The organism is Prevotella merdae (genome assembly GCF_900290275.1).
Lineage (GTDB): Bacteria > Bacteroidota > Bacteroidia > Bacteroidales > Bacteroidaceae > Prevotella > Prevotella merdae.
The window spans coordinates 916977-932437 of sequence record NZ_LT985324.1; the positions used below are offsets into that span (position 1 = coordinate 916977).

Sequence of the window (15461 nt, forward strand, 5' to 3'; positions counted from 1 at the left end):
CGATTAGATGTCGGCAGAAATTCTAAAGTTAAGCTGTCTGCCAGTAAGGTAGTTGGGCACAGCATACTGCTGTCCGGTAACATCCGTTATCCAATAATAGGAGTTGACGTTGTTGATGCCAAACAGATTGAGGCACTCTACGCCCAGCCACAGATTGCGCAACGGATTCTTCTTGTTGTGATTGTCGGCATTATTTATCAGTCTGTAGCTCAGACCTATGTCGGCACGCTTGTATGCTGGTGCGCGGAACGAGTTCGACTCAAGTTCCCTGTGTGGAGCCGCGAAAGGCAGACCGTCGGCAAAGGCAAGCTTTAGCGACATCTTCCAGCGGTCGGTACCTGGGAAATAGTCGGTAAAGAACAAGTTAAGGGCATAGCGCTGGTCGGTAGGCAGAGGTATCGACACGCCATTGAGCTTCATCTTTGTGCTCATAAGCGAGAGCGATAGCCACGAGTCGGTACCGGGCACAAACTCGCCATATATCTTGAAGTCAAGACCTGCTGCATGTCCGCTACTCTCGTTGTCGCCATAGTAAACCACCTTGACGTTGTTGACACTATATGGCACCAGATTGCCAAGCAACTTGTAGTAAGCCTCGGCCGTGAACTTAAACTGGCGGTTGTTTAGCTTGAAGCGGTAGTCGTAGCCAGCAATAAAGTGTATGGAACGTTGGCTCTTTGCCTTGTTGTTGAGCTTGGCATAAGTAATGCCATTGACCGTTGTTGTGTCGCGAATCTCCTTGAAGAATGGTGCCTGATAGTATAGACCTGCGGCAAAGCGCATGGTTACATTCTCGTTGAAAGCCGGGATTATTCCGAGCGAGACGCGTGGGCTTAGGATTGTCTCCTTGGTGTAGCTCCAATGGGCAAAGCGCACGCCATAGTTGAGTGTGTAATGCGACTGGCCCTCGCCACCACCAAATCGGTAGGTGTCTTGTATGTAGGCTTCTATGCGGTTGGCGTCGAGCACATTCTTGGCTCGCATGCTGTATATCATATAGAGGTCTTTGCCCGTATGCGGAATGCTGTAGTTGCTTGAGTCGCGCATCTCGTACTCCACAGAGTTCTCGCTTATGTGTTCCTTCTTGAATGAAAGCGCGCCCTCAATGTCGTGTCTCTTTTGCTTGGTTTTGAGCAAGAGTTTTAGGCTCTCCACATGAGCGTTGAGATAGTTGCGCGCGTGCTGGAAGTAGGTGCCTACGCCAAGATTCTCGCTTGTCTCGGTCTGGGTTAGCCAGTATTGTCCCTGGATGTCGTACTTCTCTTGTTCGCGTGTCTTGAAGGCCGATGCTATAAGCGAGAGGCTTGTGTTCTTGCCAAAGTGGCGTGTAATGCCAAGCGATCCGAAGAATGTGCGGAACACGTCCTTCTCTTGTCCGTCGAAATATACGCGGAACGACTTGACATTCTCCATAGTGCCAAAGTTGGTCTCGCGGTCTTCGGGACTGAAGTTGTAGTGGTTGTTGGATATGTTGCCAAGGAAGTTGATGTCCCAACGCTCGTTAGGTGTGTAGGTGAAATAAGTCTGATAGTCGATGAACGTGGGCTTGTACTCGCCCTTGGTGTCGAGCGAGCCTAAGAGGTTGCGTGTTGTCTTATATCTCAATCCGTTGCTCCACGACACCTTCTTGTTGCTTACGCCTACGTATGCGCTTGCGCCAAGCAGACTTGCCGATACGGATGCCTCGAAGGGCTTGGGGCGCTTGTAGGTGATGTTGAGAGCCGACGACATCTTGTCGCCATAGCGTGCCTCGTATCCGCCTGTAGAGAATTCTATCTTCTCTACCATGTCGGGATTGATTACGGAGATGCCCTCTTGTTGTCCGCTGCGTACAAGGAACGGACGATAAACTTCCACATTATTTATATATACGCTATTCTCGTCGAACGATCCGCCACGCACGTTGTATTGCGACGACAGTTCGCTGTGGGTAGACACGCCTGCCTGGCTTTGTATCAGCTCCTCTACGGCGTTGCCGCTTACTGAGGGCAGGTTCTTCAGATGCTCTTTCTTTAGCTCTTGTGTCTGTCCGCTCTGTATGCGTGTACCGGTAACCGTAACCTCGCTAAGCTCGTTGTCGTTGCTGTATAATACAACTTGCAGAGTCTGCTTGCCTCGTGGCCGACGCAACACGCGTATCTTGGTTTTGTAGCCTACCATGGAGAACCTAACCTCAACAGAGTCGGCCGAATGTAGCTGTAGGCTGTACTCGCCCTTAAGCGATGTCATGGTCATCTTGCCTTGCTTTAGACATGAGACAGATGCAAACTCTACTGGGCTGCCCGACTCGTCGACAACACGGCCTTGCAACGTGAAGCTTTGCGCTTGGGCATACATAGCCATGCAAAGCATAAATATCTGTAATATCAGAACTTTAATTTTCATACTTAATATAACGAGATATCATATTAATTATTGTGCCTTGCTGGAGGTTTTGTTTTAATTGACAGTAGGTAAGTGAAGAACGAAGAGTGAAGAACGAAGAGTGAAGAATCAAATAGTTAAGGGAAGCGTAGGAGGTACGGTCTCCGAACCGTACCACACAAGAGGCAATATGTTATTGAAGAAACTTTCTATTTGCGTGGTACGGTTCGGAGACGAGGGCACTGAAAAAGTTAGCCCTTTAAGACTTTATTCCACTCTTTTAAATAAAAAAGCAGATTGCATTAAACATTATGTCGGTTTTGCAATCTGCTTTTAATTTGCTTTGATATGGTCTAATATACAGCCTTATAGAGGATGTAGGGCACTTATGTCACAAGTGTATAATTCTTCTAATTATTCTTAGCTTAGTCTCAATATTCTTTTGATATTTACGGCAAATATTGTCATTGCACCTTGCATTTGCATACAATCTAGCCCATACGACAATGCCTTATCATAGCCGTATACCTGTTTTAACTCCGAATTTTTTGCCTCTATCTTGTATCTCTGGCGGGCTATTTCTTTAAATTCTTGTGTCTTCTGAAACTCCAGTTGTCTTTTATGTTCTCCTTTCTTGATAGGTACACTATAGGTCTTGCTTTTAGCTCCATCCTTGTAGCATCCGTTTCTTCGTGAGCAAGTCTTGCATTTATCCACATCAAAGAAATAAGTCATGGATTGATTCCAGTTCCTATTCTTTCCCATTATTACTTTTCTGATTGCCATATGGCCAGCAGGACAAACAAACATGCCTGCATCCTTGTTGTAATCAAAATTGTCTTCACTCTTTCTAAATCCACTACTAATAGACGGATGTAATTTGGACACCAAACGAAATCCCCTCTCTTCATCTTCTGCCAGTTTGAGGTTCTTGCAGCCAGAATATGCGGTATCACCAACAACCGTGTCAACCTCCATTCCGTTCTTTCTGCTTTGCTCAACAAGCTCTTCCAACTGAGGCCCGTCACCCTTCTCGCCAGATGTGACTGTGGCAGCAGTTATGATACGCTCATCACTCATTGCGATGTGAGTCTTGTAACCGAAGAACGACGTGTCTTCTGTCTTATGCCCAACACGTGCGTCTGTATCCTTTGAGGTTGTATAGTGGTCTTCTATGTCCGCAAGCGTCTCCTTTAGCATATTTAGTCGCTGTTTTACTGCGGGCACTTCCGAAAGGCAGGAATCCGAGGTGATATGATTTAGAAGGTCCTTGGTATAATCCAACTCATGAACAAGGTCATCGTCTTCATTCTTAGCCGGAAGTGTTTCCTTTATATTATCATCCATGGCATAAAGCGCCTTGCGGAGTTGCTTCGAACGGAGTTTCAGTATCTCAACTGGTGAATACGGATTTGACCTGGCTTTTGTATGAGTCGAATCTACAATAATAGTCTTTGATGTGATGATTCCTTTCTCTATTGCTATCTCTACAGTTTTTTTGATAAGCAGGTTCATAAGATCCGTGTCTTTCAGGCGTAATCTGCGAAACTTACAAAGACTGCTTGGATTGATAACGCCTTCCTCAGGAGTCATATCAAGAAAATACTTAAACGACATGTCATAACGGGAACGCTCTACAACATCCACGTCAGATATATCGTATATTGTCTTCAATAGAAGATATTTGAACATACGAATGGGCGATTCAGCTGTACGGCCGTTATCAGGACAATATTTATTGACCAGTTCCTGATAGACAAAGCTGAAGTCTATCAGGTTATTAATACGGCGGAGAAGGTTGTCCTGGGGGACGACTATATCATAAAGTGAGCTATATTCACTGAGTGGAAGTTGTTGTTGTGACAGCATAAGTACCTTGGATTTTATTCCTTAAAGGTACAAAAAAATCTGCACATAGCCAAATTATGTGCAGATTATAATTGATAAATATATCGCAAGGGACTTTTTCAGTGCCCTCTTCGGAGACCGTACCTCCTACTTTGGTTTTACAAAAAAAGGGTGTGCATTCTTGTGTAGAAACATCGAATGCACACCCTCGTGTAATGGGGAGATATTATTGTTTTTAATCATCCTCAGGAGTTATAAGCTTGTAGCCCTTGCCGTGGATATTGATAATCTCAATCTGGTCGTCGTCCTTAAGGTGCTTGCGCAACTTTGTAATGTAAACGTCCATAGAGCGGGCGTTAAAGTAATTGTCGTCAATCCAGATTGTCTTTAGGGCAAAGTCGCGCTGAAGAATCTCGTTGGCATGGCTGCAAAGCAAAGCCAGGAGCTCGTTCTCCTTAGTGGTAAGCTTGGTCTGCTTCTCGCCAATAGACAGCAGCTGCTTCTGGGTGTCGAATGTAAAGCGGCCGATGTGGTAAATAGAGCTTTCCTTGTTCTTCTTGCCACGAACGCGACGAAGAATAGCCTCAATACGGAATACAAGCTCCTCCATTGAGAAAGGCTTTGTGATATAGTCGTCGGCACCAATCTTGAAACCTTCAAGAATATCCTCCTTTAGTGTCTTGGCAGTAAGGAATATGATAGGAATCTCTGCATTAGCCTGGCGAATTTCCTGAGCAAGGGTGAATCCGTCCTTCTTAGGCATCATAACATCAAGCACGCAGATATCGAACTTAGTCTTCATAAATGCTTTGTAGCCAGCCTCGCCATCAGGGCAGAGTTCTGCCGAATAGCCTTTAGCCTGCAAATATTCGCGAAGAAGCATACCGAGATTCTCGTCGTCCTCGCAGAGCAAAATTTTCAAATTCTCATCCATAGTTGTAATGTTTTATTTGTTATTATTTTTTTTCTTGTTGATATGTCATTTAGACGTTTGTTGTGGCAAATGGTTTAATCCTTGATTACCGGAAGTTTGATTGTAAACTTGGTGCCCTTGCCCAGCTCGCTCTCTATAGAGATGTCGCCATGGTGCAGCATAACAATCTTCTTGACGTATGCCAGACCCAGACCAAAGCCCTTTACATCATGTCGGTTGCCTGTATGTACGCGATAGAACTTGTCGAACACCTTCTTAAGATTGTCCTTCTTAAGTCCAAGACCCGTATCGCGAACCGAGAGATACAGATGCTCGTCGTCGTTCCATGTGCGCAGGTAGATGTCCACCGGTTGGTCGGGCTTGCGATACTTTACGGCATTGTCGAGCAAGTTGTTTATTACGTTCTGGAAATGCATCTCGTCTACGTATATTGTCGAGTCGATAGCCTCGATCTCCGTATAAATCTTGCCTCCGGTATGCTCGACACGCAGGGTGAACGAGTTGGCAATATTCTCTACCATCTCGTTCAGGTCGAGACGTTTCTTTTTGAATACAGCCTTCTTTCTGTCGAACATCGACATCTGCAGAACCTTTTCTACAAGGAATCGCAGACGTTTTGACTCGTCGTTTATCACCTGTCCAAGATGTTTCATCATCGTTGGGCTCTTGGTAACGCTCTCGTCGTTCATCATCTGTGCTGCAAGCGAGATGCTGGCGATAGGAGTCTTGAGCTCGTGCGTCATATTGTTGATAAAGTCGTTCTTTATCTCGGTATAGCGCTTCTGTCTGAAGATTATAAATATTGTAAAGATGAAGGTAACGAGCAACACGATGGTGAAAGCTACCGACGGAATCATAAACCTTACTGACGAGAAGATATAGGCGCTCATGTCGGGAAAATGAATCTTTACTACACCCATCTTCGATTGTGGGTCGTTGCGAAAGAGAACCTGCGAATAGGTGAACTCCTCGCCCTCGTCCGAATACTCTGGACAACGATATACCTCTCTGCCATCCTGTGTGCATACTGTGAAGTGGTAGGGTATGTTGATGCCGTTGTTCATCAATTCGGCCTTGAGGTCTTGATCGAGCAGCTTGAAGTTGACACGTTCCTTCAAAGGCTTGTCGGAAGCCGAGTAGAGAATGGAGTAGACCACCTCGTCGAGCAAAGCTTTCTGGTAGATGTAGCGGTTCTTAACAATCTCCTGAAGCGACTTTGATGCCTCGCTAATCGAGTTCTTGTCGGTATGAAGTATCATAGCCTTGGGCATTTGCGAGGGCTTGGTGGTTATGGTCTTCAGCTCGAACGACGAGTAGATAGTTCCGTCCTTGCCCGTAACCGAGTATTGATGCGACTGCTGTATGCTGCCGTCCAACTTGCCTGTGCGTGTGCCAAGCGAGTCCTTCTTGAAGGCTCGGCGTTCTGTCTCGTTTACATCCTTCTCAAGATAACGCAAGGTCTCGTTGAGCTCCAGATTGCGCGAGGCTTGATAAAGGGCGCGGTTGACCGATTCGTCGAACTGCTCCTTCTTCATGTCCACCATCTCTTGGATATATTTCAGTTGCAAGAACAAGAGGGCCAGAAACGAGAACCCCATTATTGATGCAATAGTCCAAATCGTTCTTTTCTTCATATAATGAATTTGTTTTATTAATTGTCGCGGACAAAATTGTTTTGTTTATTGTCGATGGCAAAGATAGTTTAAAAGCTTGAAAGAAAAAACAAATGCATTAACAATTAAGTGCTAATTCTTAATTATTAACTATAAATAAGGCTTATAATTGCTGTTTTGCAACTATAAGCCTTAGGAAATATGATACTTATAAAGAAATAAGCCTGTTGAGAAATAGTATGCTTATGGCGAAATGGGTATCAACGTGAGGCTGCGAAGCCTTCCAAATTGATGTATTTGCGCTTCATAATACGCTTGTAGACGTTGCGCAACCATATTTTATGGGTGAGAATGCATACTACACCTATTATTAATAATATGGTGTAGGCTGTGTTGCTGCTGAAGTAGGCTTGCAGAAAGCCTACCAAAATATTAGGCACTATGAACACAACTGCCATTATAACGGTCTGGATGTAGTTGCCGTCGAGTCCGCCCTTGCTTGTAAGCTTCTCGTTAAGGGGAATTGCCTGCTTACTGTATACGGCTGTCTGGAAGAACATGAGATACTGGAATCCCATTGTGAACACCATAAAGCTAAACAGCATATAGATAGACCACTTGCCCGATATTACCACGGGCAACATAAGCACGAACGGCAGCAACAACAGACCGGAATAGAACACGTACTTGGCTTGCAAAAGCGTTAGTATCTTTTCTTTATGCACAAGCAGTCCGTAGATATAGTTGCCCTCATAGCCCATGCCTCTTACAAGGATGTTGGCTCCAAGGAGGATAAAGTTGTACAGACCCCAGAACGTGGTCGTGCCGCTGGAATCGTACATATCTGTAAAGATAATTATAGTGCTAATAGCCAGTACGGCCACGATGCCTGTGAAGAATGCCTTGCGCGGATTCTTGTTGCGCATAAGCAGCTTTACCTCGAGCTGAAGGAATGTGCCTATCTCGCCATAGCGCTCAAGAAAGCTGTAGTTGTTGATTTTCTTCAACGTGGTCTTCTTCTCCGATCGCATAAGCTCGCGCATTACAAAGACAAGTTGCAGCTTGCGGTTTACGGCCACAAGCAAGGCCAGGAACACAAGGGCAAGGATAAGAGGAATAGGGGAGTGGAGCCCGATGAGTTCGCCTGTATACGAGTAGAAATTGGCAAACTGGTCTAATCCTGCATCGCTTCCAACATACATCGGCATGGCCAACAAGGCGTAGACGCCTGCCGGCAACAGCCACCATAGATACGAGTCGTTGACAAGTGTGCGGGCTATTGAATACCATTGGCTATTGGCAAGCACCATTATGATGACAAACACTATGGCAAGGAACGAGGTGAGCAAGCCATAGCTGAATATCATCGACATCAGGATGTACGGCAATACAAACGTAAGCCATATCAGATTGCCCCAGTTGAACAGAGACGAGAATACAAAAGCGTCGATACAGGCATAGCGCGAGAGAGGCAACAGCAGGTAGGGGCGCACAATCTGGGATGGTGTCTGCTGAGCCAAGAAGCGCATACCAAAATCGAGCAACAGTATAAACGGCAGCAACACGCACAATAGCTCGACCGATGTTGTAGAGCGAGACTCGTTGGCTATCATCGCAAACGGGATGGATAGACCTATAAGATAAACCACGCACAAAGCCATTGACACGTATATCATGGCCTTGGCAAACTTGTTCTGTACAGAGCTGTAGCTGCGACTGTCGGCAAGACGACGATGACGTATAAGCGTCTTCAACGTCTCTATAAAACTAAGGTGAGACTGCATAAATAGATGTGGTTGTTAGCGGAGGTCGATAACCTCGGCCGAGGGATAATCCTTGGAGTTGAAGACAAACGCGCTATTGGGCTGGTTCTTGGCGGCAAACTTGCTTATGCTAATGGTGTACCACTTGTTGCCATGCTTCATCTTAACCATAGAAGGCACGTATGTCTTACTGTTTACGGTAATGTACATCTCCTGGATGCTTAGCTTGCGGTTCTGAGCCACAAGATGCACATGGTTGTTTGAGCCCGAAGCCTGTGTGGCAAGTTTGTATCCACTTTTGTATATATTAATAAATGTGTAAGGATTCATCATCTGCTGCTGGGCTGCGGTAGGCGTGCTTACGTTCACCTCGTTGTTCTTGCGCATGTACGTCCATTGGGTCTTGCCGTCGAACCACACAATGGCCTGTTGGGTGCGGGCGTTAAACTTGCGTCCCTTAACAGCTATAGTACCTGATATGGTTCCGGTAGAAGCGCTCGACATAGTGAACGAAGCGCTTGCTCCGCCCGCACGTCCGACCACCTTGGCTGTCTTGCCGAGTATGGCGCGGGCCTTAGCCGCATTATTCTGTGCCATTGCCGTTGTGCCACAAACGAAGAGAATTGCGACAAACAACATTTTAAACAATCTGTGTTTCATGTTTTTAATGTTTTTTTGAATGTTCAAGTGTATGTTTTACTACTCTAATTTATCCTGTTATTTTTTTCTATACCAACCTTATTGGAGCCTATCTCTTGAGCTGCGCCATTATTGTGCTAAGCTGACCCTCGTCTGCGATAAGCACGTCGCGTGGCTTGCTGCCATGAGCAGCTCCAACTATGCCAGCCTTCTCGAGTTGGTCCATAAGACGTCCGGCACGATTGTATCCGATAGAGAATCGGCGTTGAATCATACTGGTGCTGCCTTGCTGACTGATGATAACAGAGCGTGCAGCCTCTTCGAAGAAGGGGTCGAGGTTGCCCATGTCGCCAGCATTAGAGCCCGAACCCGTATCGCCACCATCCTCGCCCTTAGGCTCAGGCAGTTCCATAGGATGAACCGGACCCGACTGCTTGGCAATATACTCGTTAATCTTTACAATCTCAGGCGTATTGATAAAGGCACATTGCACACGTGTAGGCTCGTTGCCGTTGAGGTAGAGCATATCGCCCATACCTATGAGCTGGTTGGCACCCGGACGGTCGAGAATGATGCGCGAGTCCATCATCGAACTTACCTTGAAGGCAATTCGGCCAGGGAAGTTGGCCTTGATGTTACCCGTGATGATAGACGTTGTTGGGCGCTGTGTGGCAATAATCATATGTATACCCACGGCACGCGCAAGCTGGGCTATACGTGCTATAGGCATCTCTACCTCCTTGCCGGCTGTCATAATCAAGTCGCCAAACTCGTCGATTATTACAACTATGTATGGCATAAACTCATGGCCAAGCTCGGGGTTAAGGCGATGGTGCAAGAACTTGTCGTTATACTCCTTCAGGTTGCGTGCACCAGCAAGCTTAAGCAAGTCGTAGCGATGGTCCATGAGTGTACACAGACTCTTGAGCGTGCGCACCACCTTGGTTACGTCGGTAATAATAGGCTCGTCGTCGTCGTCGACTTGGGCCATGAAATGGTCGGCTATAGGAGCGTAGACGCTAAACTCCACCTTCTTAGGGTCGATAAGCACAAGCTTAAGCTCGTTAGGATGCTTCTTATATAGTAGCGACGTGATGATGACATTCAAGCCAACCGACTTACCCTGACCGGTTGCACCAGCAACAAGCAGATGAGGAATCTTGGTAAGGTCGGCCATGAACACCTCGTTGGTAATGGTCTTGCCAAGGGCGATAGGAAGGTCGAACTTGGTTTCCTGGAACTTGCGCGAGTTCAGAATGCTCTCCATCGACACGTTGTGGCGCTTCTTGTTAGGTACCTCAATACCGATAGTTCCCTTGCCTGGTATAGGCGCAATAATACGCACGCCAAGGGCAGACAGACGTAGGGCAATATCATCCTCCAGACTGCGAATCTTTGTGATACGGATGCCTTCGGCTGGCGTAATCTCGTAAAGGGTGATTGTAGGACCAACGGTAGCCTTAATCTCGCGTATCTCTATGCCAAAGCTCTTGAGCACTCTTACGATTTCCTCGTTGTGTGCCTTTATCTCCTCCATATCTACATATGGACGGCCCTCGTTGTCGTCCTTGCTCAGAAGCTCCAGTCCCGGATGCTTGTAGTTGACAAAAGGCTCGAGCGGATTGATAGGAGTATCAAACACATCCTTTGCAATATCTGATCCTGATGCCCTTTTGGCCTTGCCCACCTCGACCGTAAGTGTGCTTGCCGGAGCGCCATTGATTGCTGCGGGGTTAGAAACCTTGGGCGTAATAGGTTCGGCTGCATTTGCGGCAGGCTTCTTCTTGGTAGAGCCTCCCAAATTAGAAAGGTCGGTAAGGTCGATTACGGCAGGAGCCGCGTTGTCCTCCTCCTTAGTCTTTGCCACCTTAGTATTATCTGACTTAACAGCATTGGCAAACTGCTGCGTTTGGCTTAGAGGCTCGTTGTTGTCGTCAGCCTCGGTCTCGTCAGCATCCGACCCGCTATTGTTGAGCTTGTCGGTTACAATCTCCGAAGCTTTGTTGGCTACCGACTTCAAGGGGTTGAATATGCGTCTAACCCAAGTTATGGTCTGCTTGCTGATAAACGTAAGCAAGGCAATAGCCGAGAAGAACAGCACGGCTGTAAGTCCGGGAGGGCCAATAACATTCTCGATGTATTCCACACCTATGGCACCATGGTTGCCGCCAGGATTGAACACCCACTCGGTCATGAAGGGCGATAAAACCTTAGACAGGAACAACGACAGCCATATCATGCTGACAGCCATCCCGAAGAACCATTTCCACAGATTAACCGTAAATATCTGCATCATCTTTACGCCTACCAATATAAGGAAGGCAGGAATGAGGAAGGCTGAAAAACCAAAATTCTCGGTTATAAACAAATAGGAAATAATAGCTCCAAACGAACCGCAATAGTTACAGAACTCCTTGTCCGTGTTTAGCCATTCGCCCGGACGCAAGCTCTCCAAGAGACTTTGGTCGGCTGCTCCCGTGTTAAGGTACGAGAACATCGCTATGAATGTAACGATTGCAAACAACACTATTATCATTCCAAAGAGGAAGTCAGTTCTCTCACTTCTCAGAAAGCTTGACAAGCCTATCGCTTCGGTAAGACTTGAAGGCTTGCGCTCTGTTTTCTTTTTTGCCATTATTGTAAGTTTTATGTCTATTGTTGCGTTTTAATAATCAAATACCTCATTGAAGAAGGCTTATTAGATACAAAATTAGTGGAAAAAACTCGTAAAGAGCCATAAATTCATAACTTTTTTCTAATTTTGCAAAATCTTTCAATGAAGTAGGATGAAAAAGACAATATACAACAAATTTGACAAGGCAACTATCAACACATTGCCCTTGGTGGCTTTCCCTGGTAAGATTACGGTTGTGCTAAACGAGTACGAGGCCGAAAGGGCTGTCGACTATCTCCTGTCGTGCGACATTTTAGGAGTGGATACCGAGACACGCCCAGTATTCAGAAAGGGACAAAACCACAAGGTGGCCTTGTTGCAAGTAGCCACAAGAGACCATTGCTTCCTTTTTAGGCTCAACTATTTAGGATTGCCCAAGTCGCTCTTGCGCCTTCTTAGCAACAAGGAGGTGCCCATGATAGGTCTGTCATGGCACGACGACTTGATGTCCTTGCATCGTCGAGAGGACTTTGCACCCGGATGGTTTATCGATGTGCAAGACATTATTGGCAATCTTGGCATCGAGGACAAGAGCCTTCAGAAATTGTATGCCAACCTCTTTGGCGAGAAGATTAGCAAGCGCCAACGCCTTACCAATTGGGAGGCCGACGTGCTTACGGACAAGCAGAAGGAGTATGCCGCCATCGACGCATGGGCCTGCATCAACCTATACGACGAGATTATGCGACTGATGGCAACACACGACTACAATCTTGTAAAAGTGCCTGAGCCTGAAGCGATTAAGGCAGCAGAATAAACAACGATAATAAGCAATAACGATATAAGCATTATATGTATAAAAGTCTATATTTAAAGAAAGGTAAGGAAGAGAGCCTTAAACGTTTCCACCCATGGATTTTCTCTGGAGCGGTAGCCAGCGTAGACGACAACGTGGACGAGGGCGAGATTGTACGTGTTTTCACATCGGCTGGCGACTTTATAGCTGTCGGCATGTTCCAGATTGGCAGCATAGCTGTACGCGTGCTTTCGTTCCGCGACGTAACCATCGATGCTGAGTTTTGGGAGGCACGATTGGCTTCGGCATGGGAGATGCGCAAGGCTATTGGCCTGATTGGACGCGACAACAACAATACATTCCGTCTTATTCATGGCGAGGGCGACAATCTTCCTGGACTTATTATCGACTGCTACGGCGACACGGCTGTTATGCAGGCACATAGCGTGGGAATGCATGTTTATCGCAACGAGATTTGCGAGGCTTTAATCAAGGTGGCTGGTGGCACAATAGCCAATGTCTACTACAAGAGCGAAACAACATTGCCATTCAAAGCCGATATTGAGCACGAGAACGGATTCATCTATGGCTCGATGGGTAGCGACGTGGCTATAGAGAATGGACTTAAATTCCATATCGACTGGCTTAAGGGACAGAAGACGGGATTCTTTGTAGACCAGCGCGAGAACAGACATCTGCTTGAGACTTACTCGCATGGACGTTCGGTACTAAATATGTTCTGCTATACTGGCGGATTCTCGGTTTATGCCATGCGTGGAGGAGCCAAGCTTGTACACTCGGTTGACAGTAGCGCCAAGGCTGTGGAGCTAACAAACAAGAACATTGCCATGAACTTCCCTGGCGACAACCGCCATGCTGCCTTCTGCGAGGATGCTTTCAAGTATCTCGACGCCAACGACAAGATGTACGACCTTATTGTTCTCGACCCACCCGCTTTTGCCAAGCATCGTGGTGCTTTGCGTAATGCCCTGAAGGGTTATACACGCCTTAACGTCAAGGGTTTGCAGCGAATCAAGCCGGGCGGAATACTCTTTACTTTCAGCTGCTCGCAGATTGTTACCAAGGAGAACTTCCGTAATGCTGTGTTTACAGCTGCTGTTCAGGCCAACCGCAAGGTGCGCATCCTGCATCAGATTCATCAGCCTGCCGACCATCCTATTAACATCTATCATCCTGAAGGCGAATACCTCAAGGGATTGGTATTGTATGTGGAGTAAATATGAATAATAAAGAAACTATAGAGAAATTCGTGGACTGGGTGCGACGCTTCGCCTCCGTCCACGATTTGTTTGTTAAAGGGGGCAAGTATATTGTGGCTCTATCGGGAGGAGCGGATAGTGTGGCCATGTTGTTGGTGATGAAGACTATTGCCCACGACCTGAACCTGACTATCGACGCGGCCCATTGCAACTTTCATCTGCGTGGAGAGGAATCGATGCGCGACGAGAGTTTTTGCAAGGATCTTTGCCAACGTCTTGACGTGCCTTTTCATCTTATTCATTTCGACACATTGGCTTATGCCGAACTTCATCACGTTAGTGTGGAGATGGCTGCACGCGACTTGAGATATGCTTATTTCGAGAATCTTAGACGCGATATTGAGGCTCGCGATATTTGTGTGGCTCATCATCGCGACGATAGTGTGGAGACGGTTCTGCTGAACCTTGTGCGTGGCACGGGATTGCGCGGACTACGTGGCATTCAGCCTCGCAACGGAAACATCATCCGACCCTTGCTCTCGGTAAGCAGGAAGGACATTCTGGGCTATTTGGAAGCGCTTGAACAAGGTTATGTAACCGATTCAACCAATCTGCATAACGACGTGAAACGCAACAAGATACGACTCGACGTAATACCTTTGCTTAAGGAACTTAATCCGAGTGCGCCACAGTCTATATTCGAATCCTCGTTAAGGGTGGCAGAAGCTTTGAAAGTGTTTGACCAGGCTATTCAGAAGAGTCTGTCCGAGGTGGTTTGCACGTCTGACAAGGATGGCGGTTTCAGTATGGATGTAGCTAAACTACAGCAGCAGGCATCGCCCGAATACACCCTTTACGAGGCGCTTAATCCTTGCGGTTTCTCGTCTTCACTTGTCGAGCAGATATTCGCCTCGCTTGAGCGTTGTGCTACGGGCAAGGTATTTGAGTCAGACTCGCACGAACTTACTTTCGACCGCGGACAAATAATTGTACAGAAGAAGCAGAATGCCACGCCACGTAGTATGCGCATTCCAGAGACTGGCACGTATGTTTATAACGAGAACATTAAGCTTAAGGTTGTTGAGGAAGAGTGGGGGGCAGACAGCAAGCCAAGCCGACAACCCGATTGCGTGTGCCTTGATGCCGAGCAAATAAAATTCCCGCTTAAGCTTCGCACAATTGAACAAGGCGACCGCTTTGTGCCGTTTGGCATGAATGGAATGAAACTGGTTAGCGATTATCTAACCGACCGCAAGAAGAACCTCTTCCAGAAACGTGCACAACTTGTAGTTGAGGATGCAGAAGGCAGAATATGCTGGCTGGTGAAGGAACGTGCCGACAACCGATTCCGTATAACGAAGGACACAAAGAAGGCTATACGCATGATTTTGGTTGAATCGCATGATTAAATTTGCGGTATGTGTTCATATTTAAATTCTGAATACATATAAGCTCGAATATAATGTAAACCGCAGTTCAGTATATTGTAAAACCCAATTATCGCCATAGCACTTCAAATGGATACATACCAAGCTTTGTTGTTCAGACAATGGTTTATCAGTAAGGTTATGAACCGCAAGGATTGCCAAGCAGAACAAGTAAAACACGAGTATCCGATGATTATTGTGATGAACGGAACGATGCCAAGAGGTGCAAGTTAGAATCTTTCA

11 protein-coding genes are annotated in these 15461 nt (G+C 46.6%); 4 read left to right on the plus strand and 7 right to left on the minus strand.

Annotated features, from left to right (window positions below; genetic code table 11):
- Positions 1-3 precede the first annotated feature (3 nt).
- The 7 genes from C9991_RS10400 to C9991_RS10430 all read right to left on the minus strand — a co-directional run bounded on the left by C9991_RS10400 (position 4) and on the right by C9991_RS10430 (position 11796).
- Positions 4-2385: a TonB-dependent receptor gene (locus C9991_RS10400; RefSeq protein ID WP_106812446.1), complete on the minus strand. Its 2382-nt coding sequence runs from the start codon at positions 2383-2385 to the stop codon at positions 4-6.
- Positions 2386-2784: 399 nt separating this feature from the next.
- Positions 2785-4233, minus strand: a complete 1449-nt coding sequence (locus C9991_RS10405) for an IS1182 family transposase (RefSeq protein ID WP_106810833.1) — start codon at positions 4231-4233, stop codon at positions 2785-2787.
- 214 nt (positions 4234-4447) lie between these two features.
- Positions 4448-5146 (minus strand): response regulator transcription factor RprY, encoded by a 699-nt coding sequence (rprY, locus tag C9991_RS10410; RefSeq protein ID WP_106812447.1) that lies wholly within the window; start codon positions 5144-5146, stop codon positions 4448-4450.
- Between the two features lie 74 nt (positions 5147-5220).
- Positions 5221-6780 carry a sensor histidine kinase gene (locus C9991_RS10415; protein WP_106812448.1) on the minus strand — a complete coding sequence of 520 codons (1560 nt, stop codon included), beginning with the start codon at positions 6778-6780 and terminating at the stop codon, positions 5221-5223.
- A 239-nt stretch (positions 6781-7019) separates the two neighbouring features.
- A complete protein-coding gene (locus C9991_RS10420; protein WP_157949445.1) occupies positions 7020-8543 on the minus strand; it encodes a DUF5687 family protein in 1524 nt (507 codons plus the stop codon).
- A gap of 15 nt (positions 8544-8558) precedes the next feature.
- Positions 8559-9182 (minus strand): outer membrane lipoprotein periplasmic chaperone LolA1, encoded by a 624-nt coding sequence (gene lolA1 / locus C9991_RS10425; protein ID WP_106812450.1) that lies wholly within the window; start codon positions 9180-9182, stop codon positions 8559-8561.
- 88 nt (positions 9183-9270) lie between these two features.
- Positions 9271-11796: an FtsK/SpoIIIE family DNA translocase gene (locus C9991_RS10430; protein WP_106812451.1), complete on the minus strand. Its 2526-nt coding sequence runs from the start codon at positions 11794-11796 to the stop codon at positions 9271-9273.
- A gap of 151 nt (positions 11797-11947) precedes the next feature.
- Between C9991_RS10430 and C9991_RS10435 the strand changes: the two genes are divergently transcribed.
- The 4 genes from C9991_RS10435 to C9991_RS16735 all read left to right on the plus strand — a co-directional run bounded on the left by C9991_RS10435 (position 11948) and on the right by C9991_RS16735 (position 15452).
- Positions 11948-12592: a 3'-5' exonuclease gene (locus tag C9991_RS10435; protein ID WP_106812452.1), complete on the plus strand. Its 645-nt coding sequence runs from the start codon at positions 11948-11950 to the stop codon at positions 12590-12592.
- A gap of 35 nt (positions 12593-12627) precedes the next feature.
- Positions 12628-13809 (plus strand): class I SAM-dependent rRNA methyltransferase, encoded by a 1182-nt coding sequence (locus tag C9991_RS10440; protein ID WP_106812453.1) that lies wholly within the window; start codon positions 12628-12630, stop codon positions 13807-13809.
- Between the two features lie 2 nt (positions 13810-13811).
- Positions 13812-15200 (plus strand): tRNA lysidine(34) synthetase TilS, encoded by a 1389-nt coding sequence (gene tilS, locus C9991_RS10445; RefSeq protein ID WP_106812454.1) that lies wholly within the window; start codon positions 13812-13814, stop codon positions 15198-15200.
- Between the two features lie 108 nt (positions 15201-15308).
- On the plus strand, positions 15309-15452 hold the full coding sequence (locus C9991_RS16735; RefSeq protein WP_157949446.1) for a hypothetical protein: 144 nt from the start codon (positions 15309-15311) through the stop codon (positions 15450-15452).
- Positions 15453-15461 lie beyond the last annotated feature (9 nt).

Coding starts and splice junctions, on each gene's coding strand:
- C9991_RS10440 (WP_106812453.1), top strand. CDS start 12,628: ATGTATAAAAGTCTATATTTAAAGAAAGGTAAGGAAGAGAGCCTTAAA.
- C9991_RS10430 (WP_106812451.1), bottom strand. CDS start 11,796: ATGGCAAAAAAGAAAACAGAGCGCAAGCCTTCAAGTCTTACCGAAGCG.
- lolA1 (WP_106812450.1), bottom strand. CDS start 9,182: ATGAAACACAGATTGTTTAAAATGTTGTTTGTCGCAATTCTCTTCGTT.
- rprY (WP_106812447.1), bottom strand. CDS start 5,146: ATGGATGAGAATTTGAAAATTTTGCTCTGCGAGGACGACGAGAATCTC.
- C9991_RS16735 (WP_157949446.1), top strand. CDS start 15,309: ATGGATACATACCAAGCTTTGTTGTTCAGACAATGGTTTATCAGTAAG.
- C9991_RS10420 (WP_157949445.1), bottom strand. CDS start 8,543: ATGCAGTCTCACCTTAGTTTTATAGAGACGTTGAAGACGCTTATACGT.
- C9991_RS10435 (WP_106812452.1), top strand. CDS start 11,948: ATGAAAAAGACAATATACAACAAATTTGACAAGGCAACTATCAACACA.
- C9991_RS10415 (WP_106812448.1), bottom strand. CDS start 6,780: ATGAAGAAAAGAACGATTTGGACTATTGCATCAATAATGGGGTTCTCG.
- C9991_RS10405 (WP_106810833.1), bottom strand. CDS start 4,233: ATGCTGTCACAACAACAACTTCCACTCAGTGAATATAGCTCACTTTAT.
- tilS (WP_106812454.1), top strand. CDS start 13,812: ATGAATAATAAAGAAACTATAGAGAAATTCGTGGACTGGGTGCGACGC.
- C9991_RS10400 (WP_106812446.1), bottom strand. CDS start 2,385: ATGAAAATTAAAGTTCTGATATTACAGATATTTATGCTTTGCATGGCT.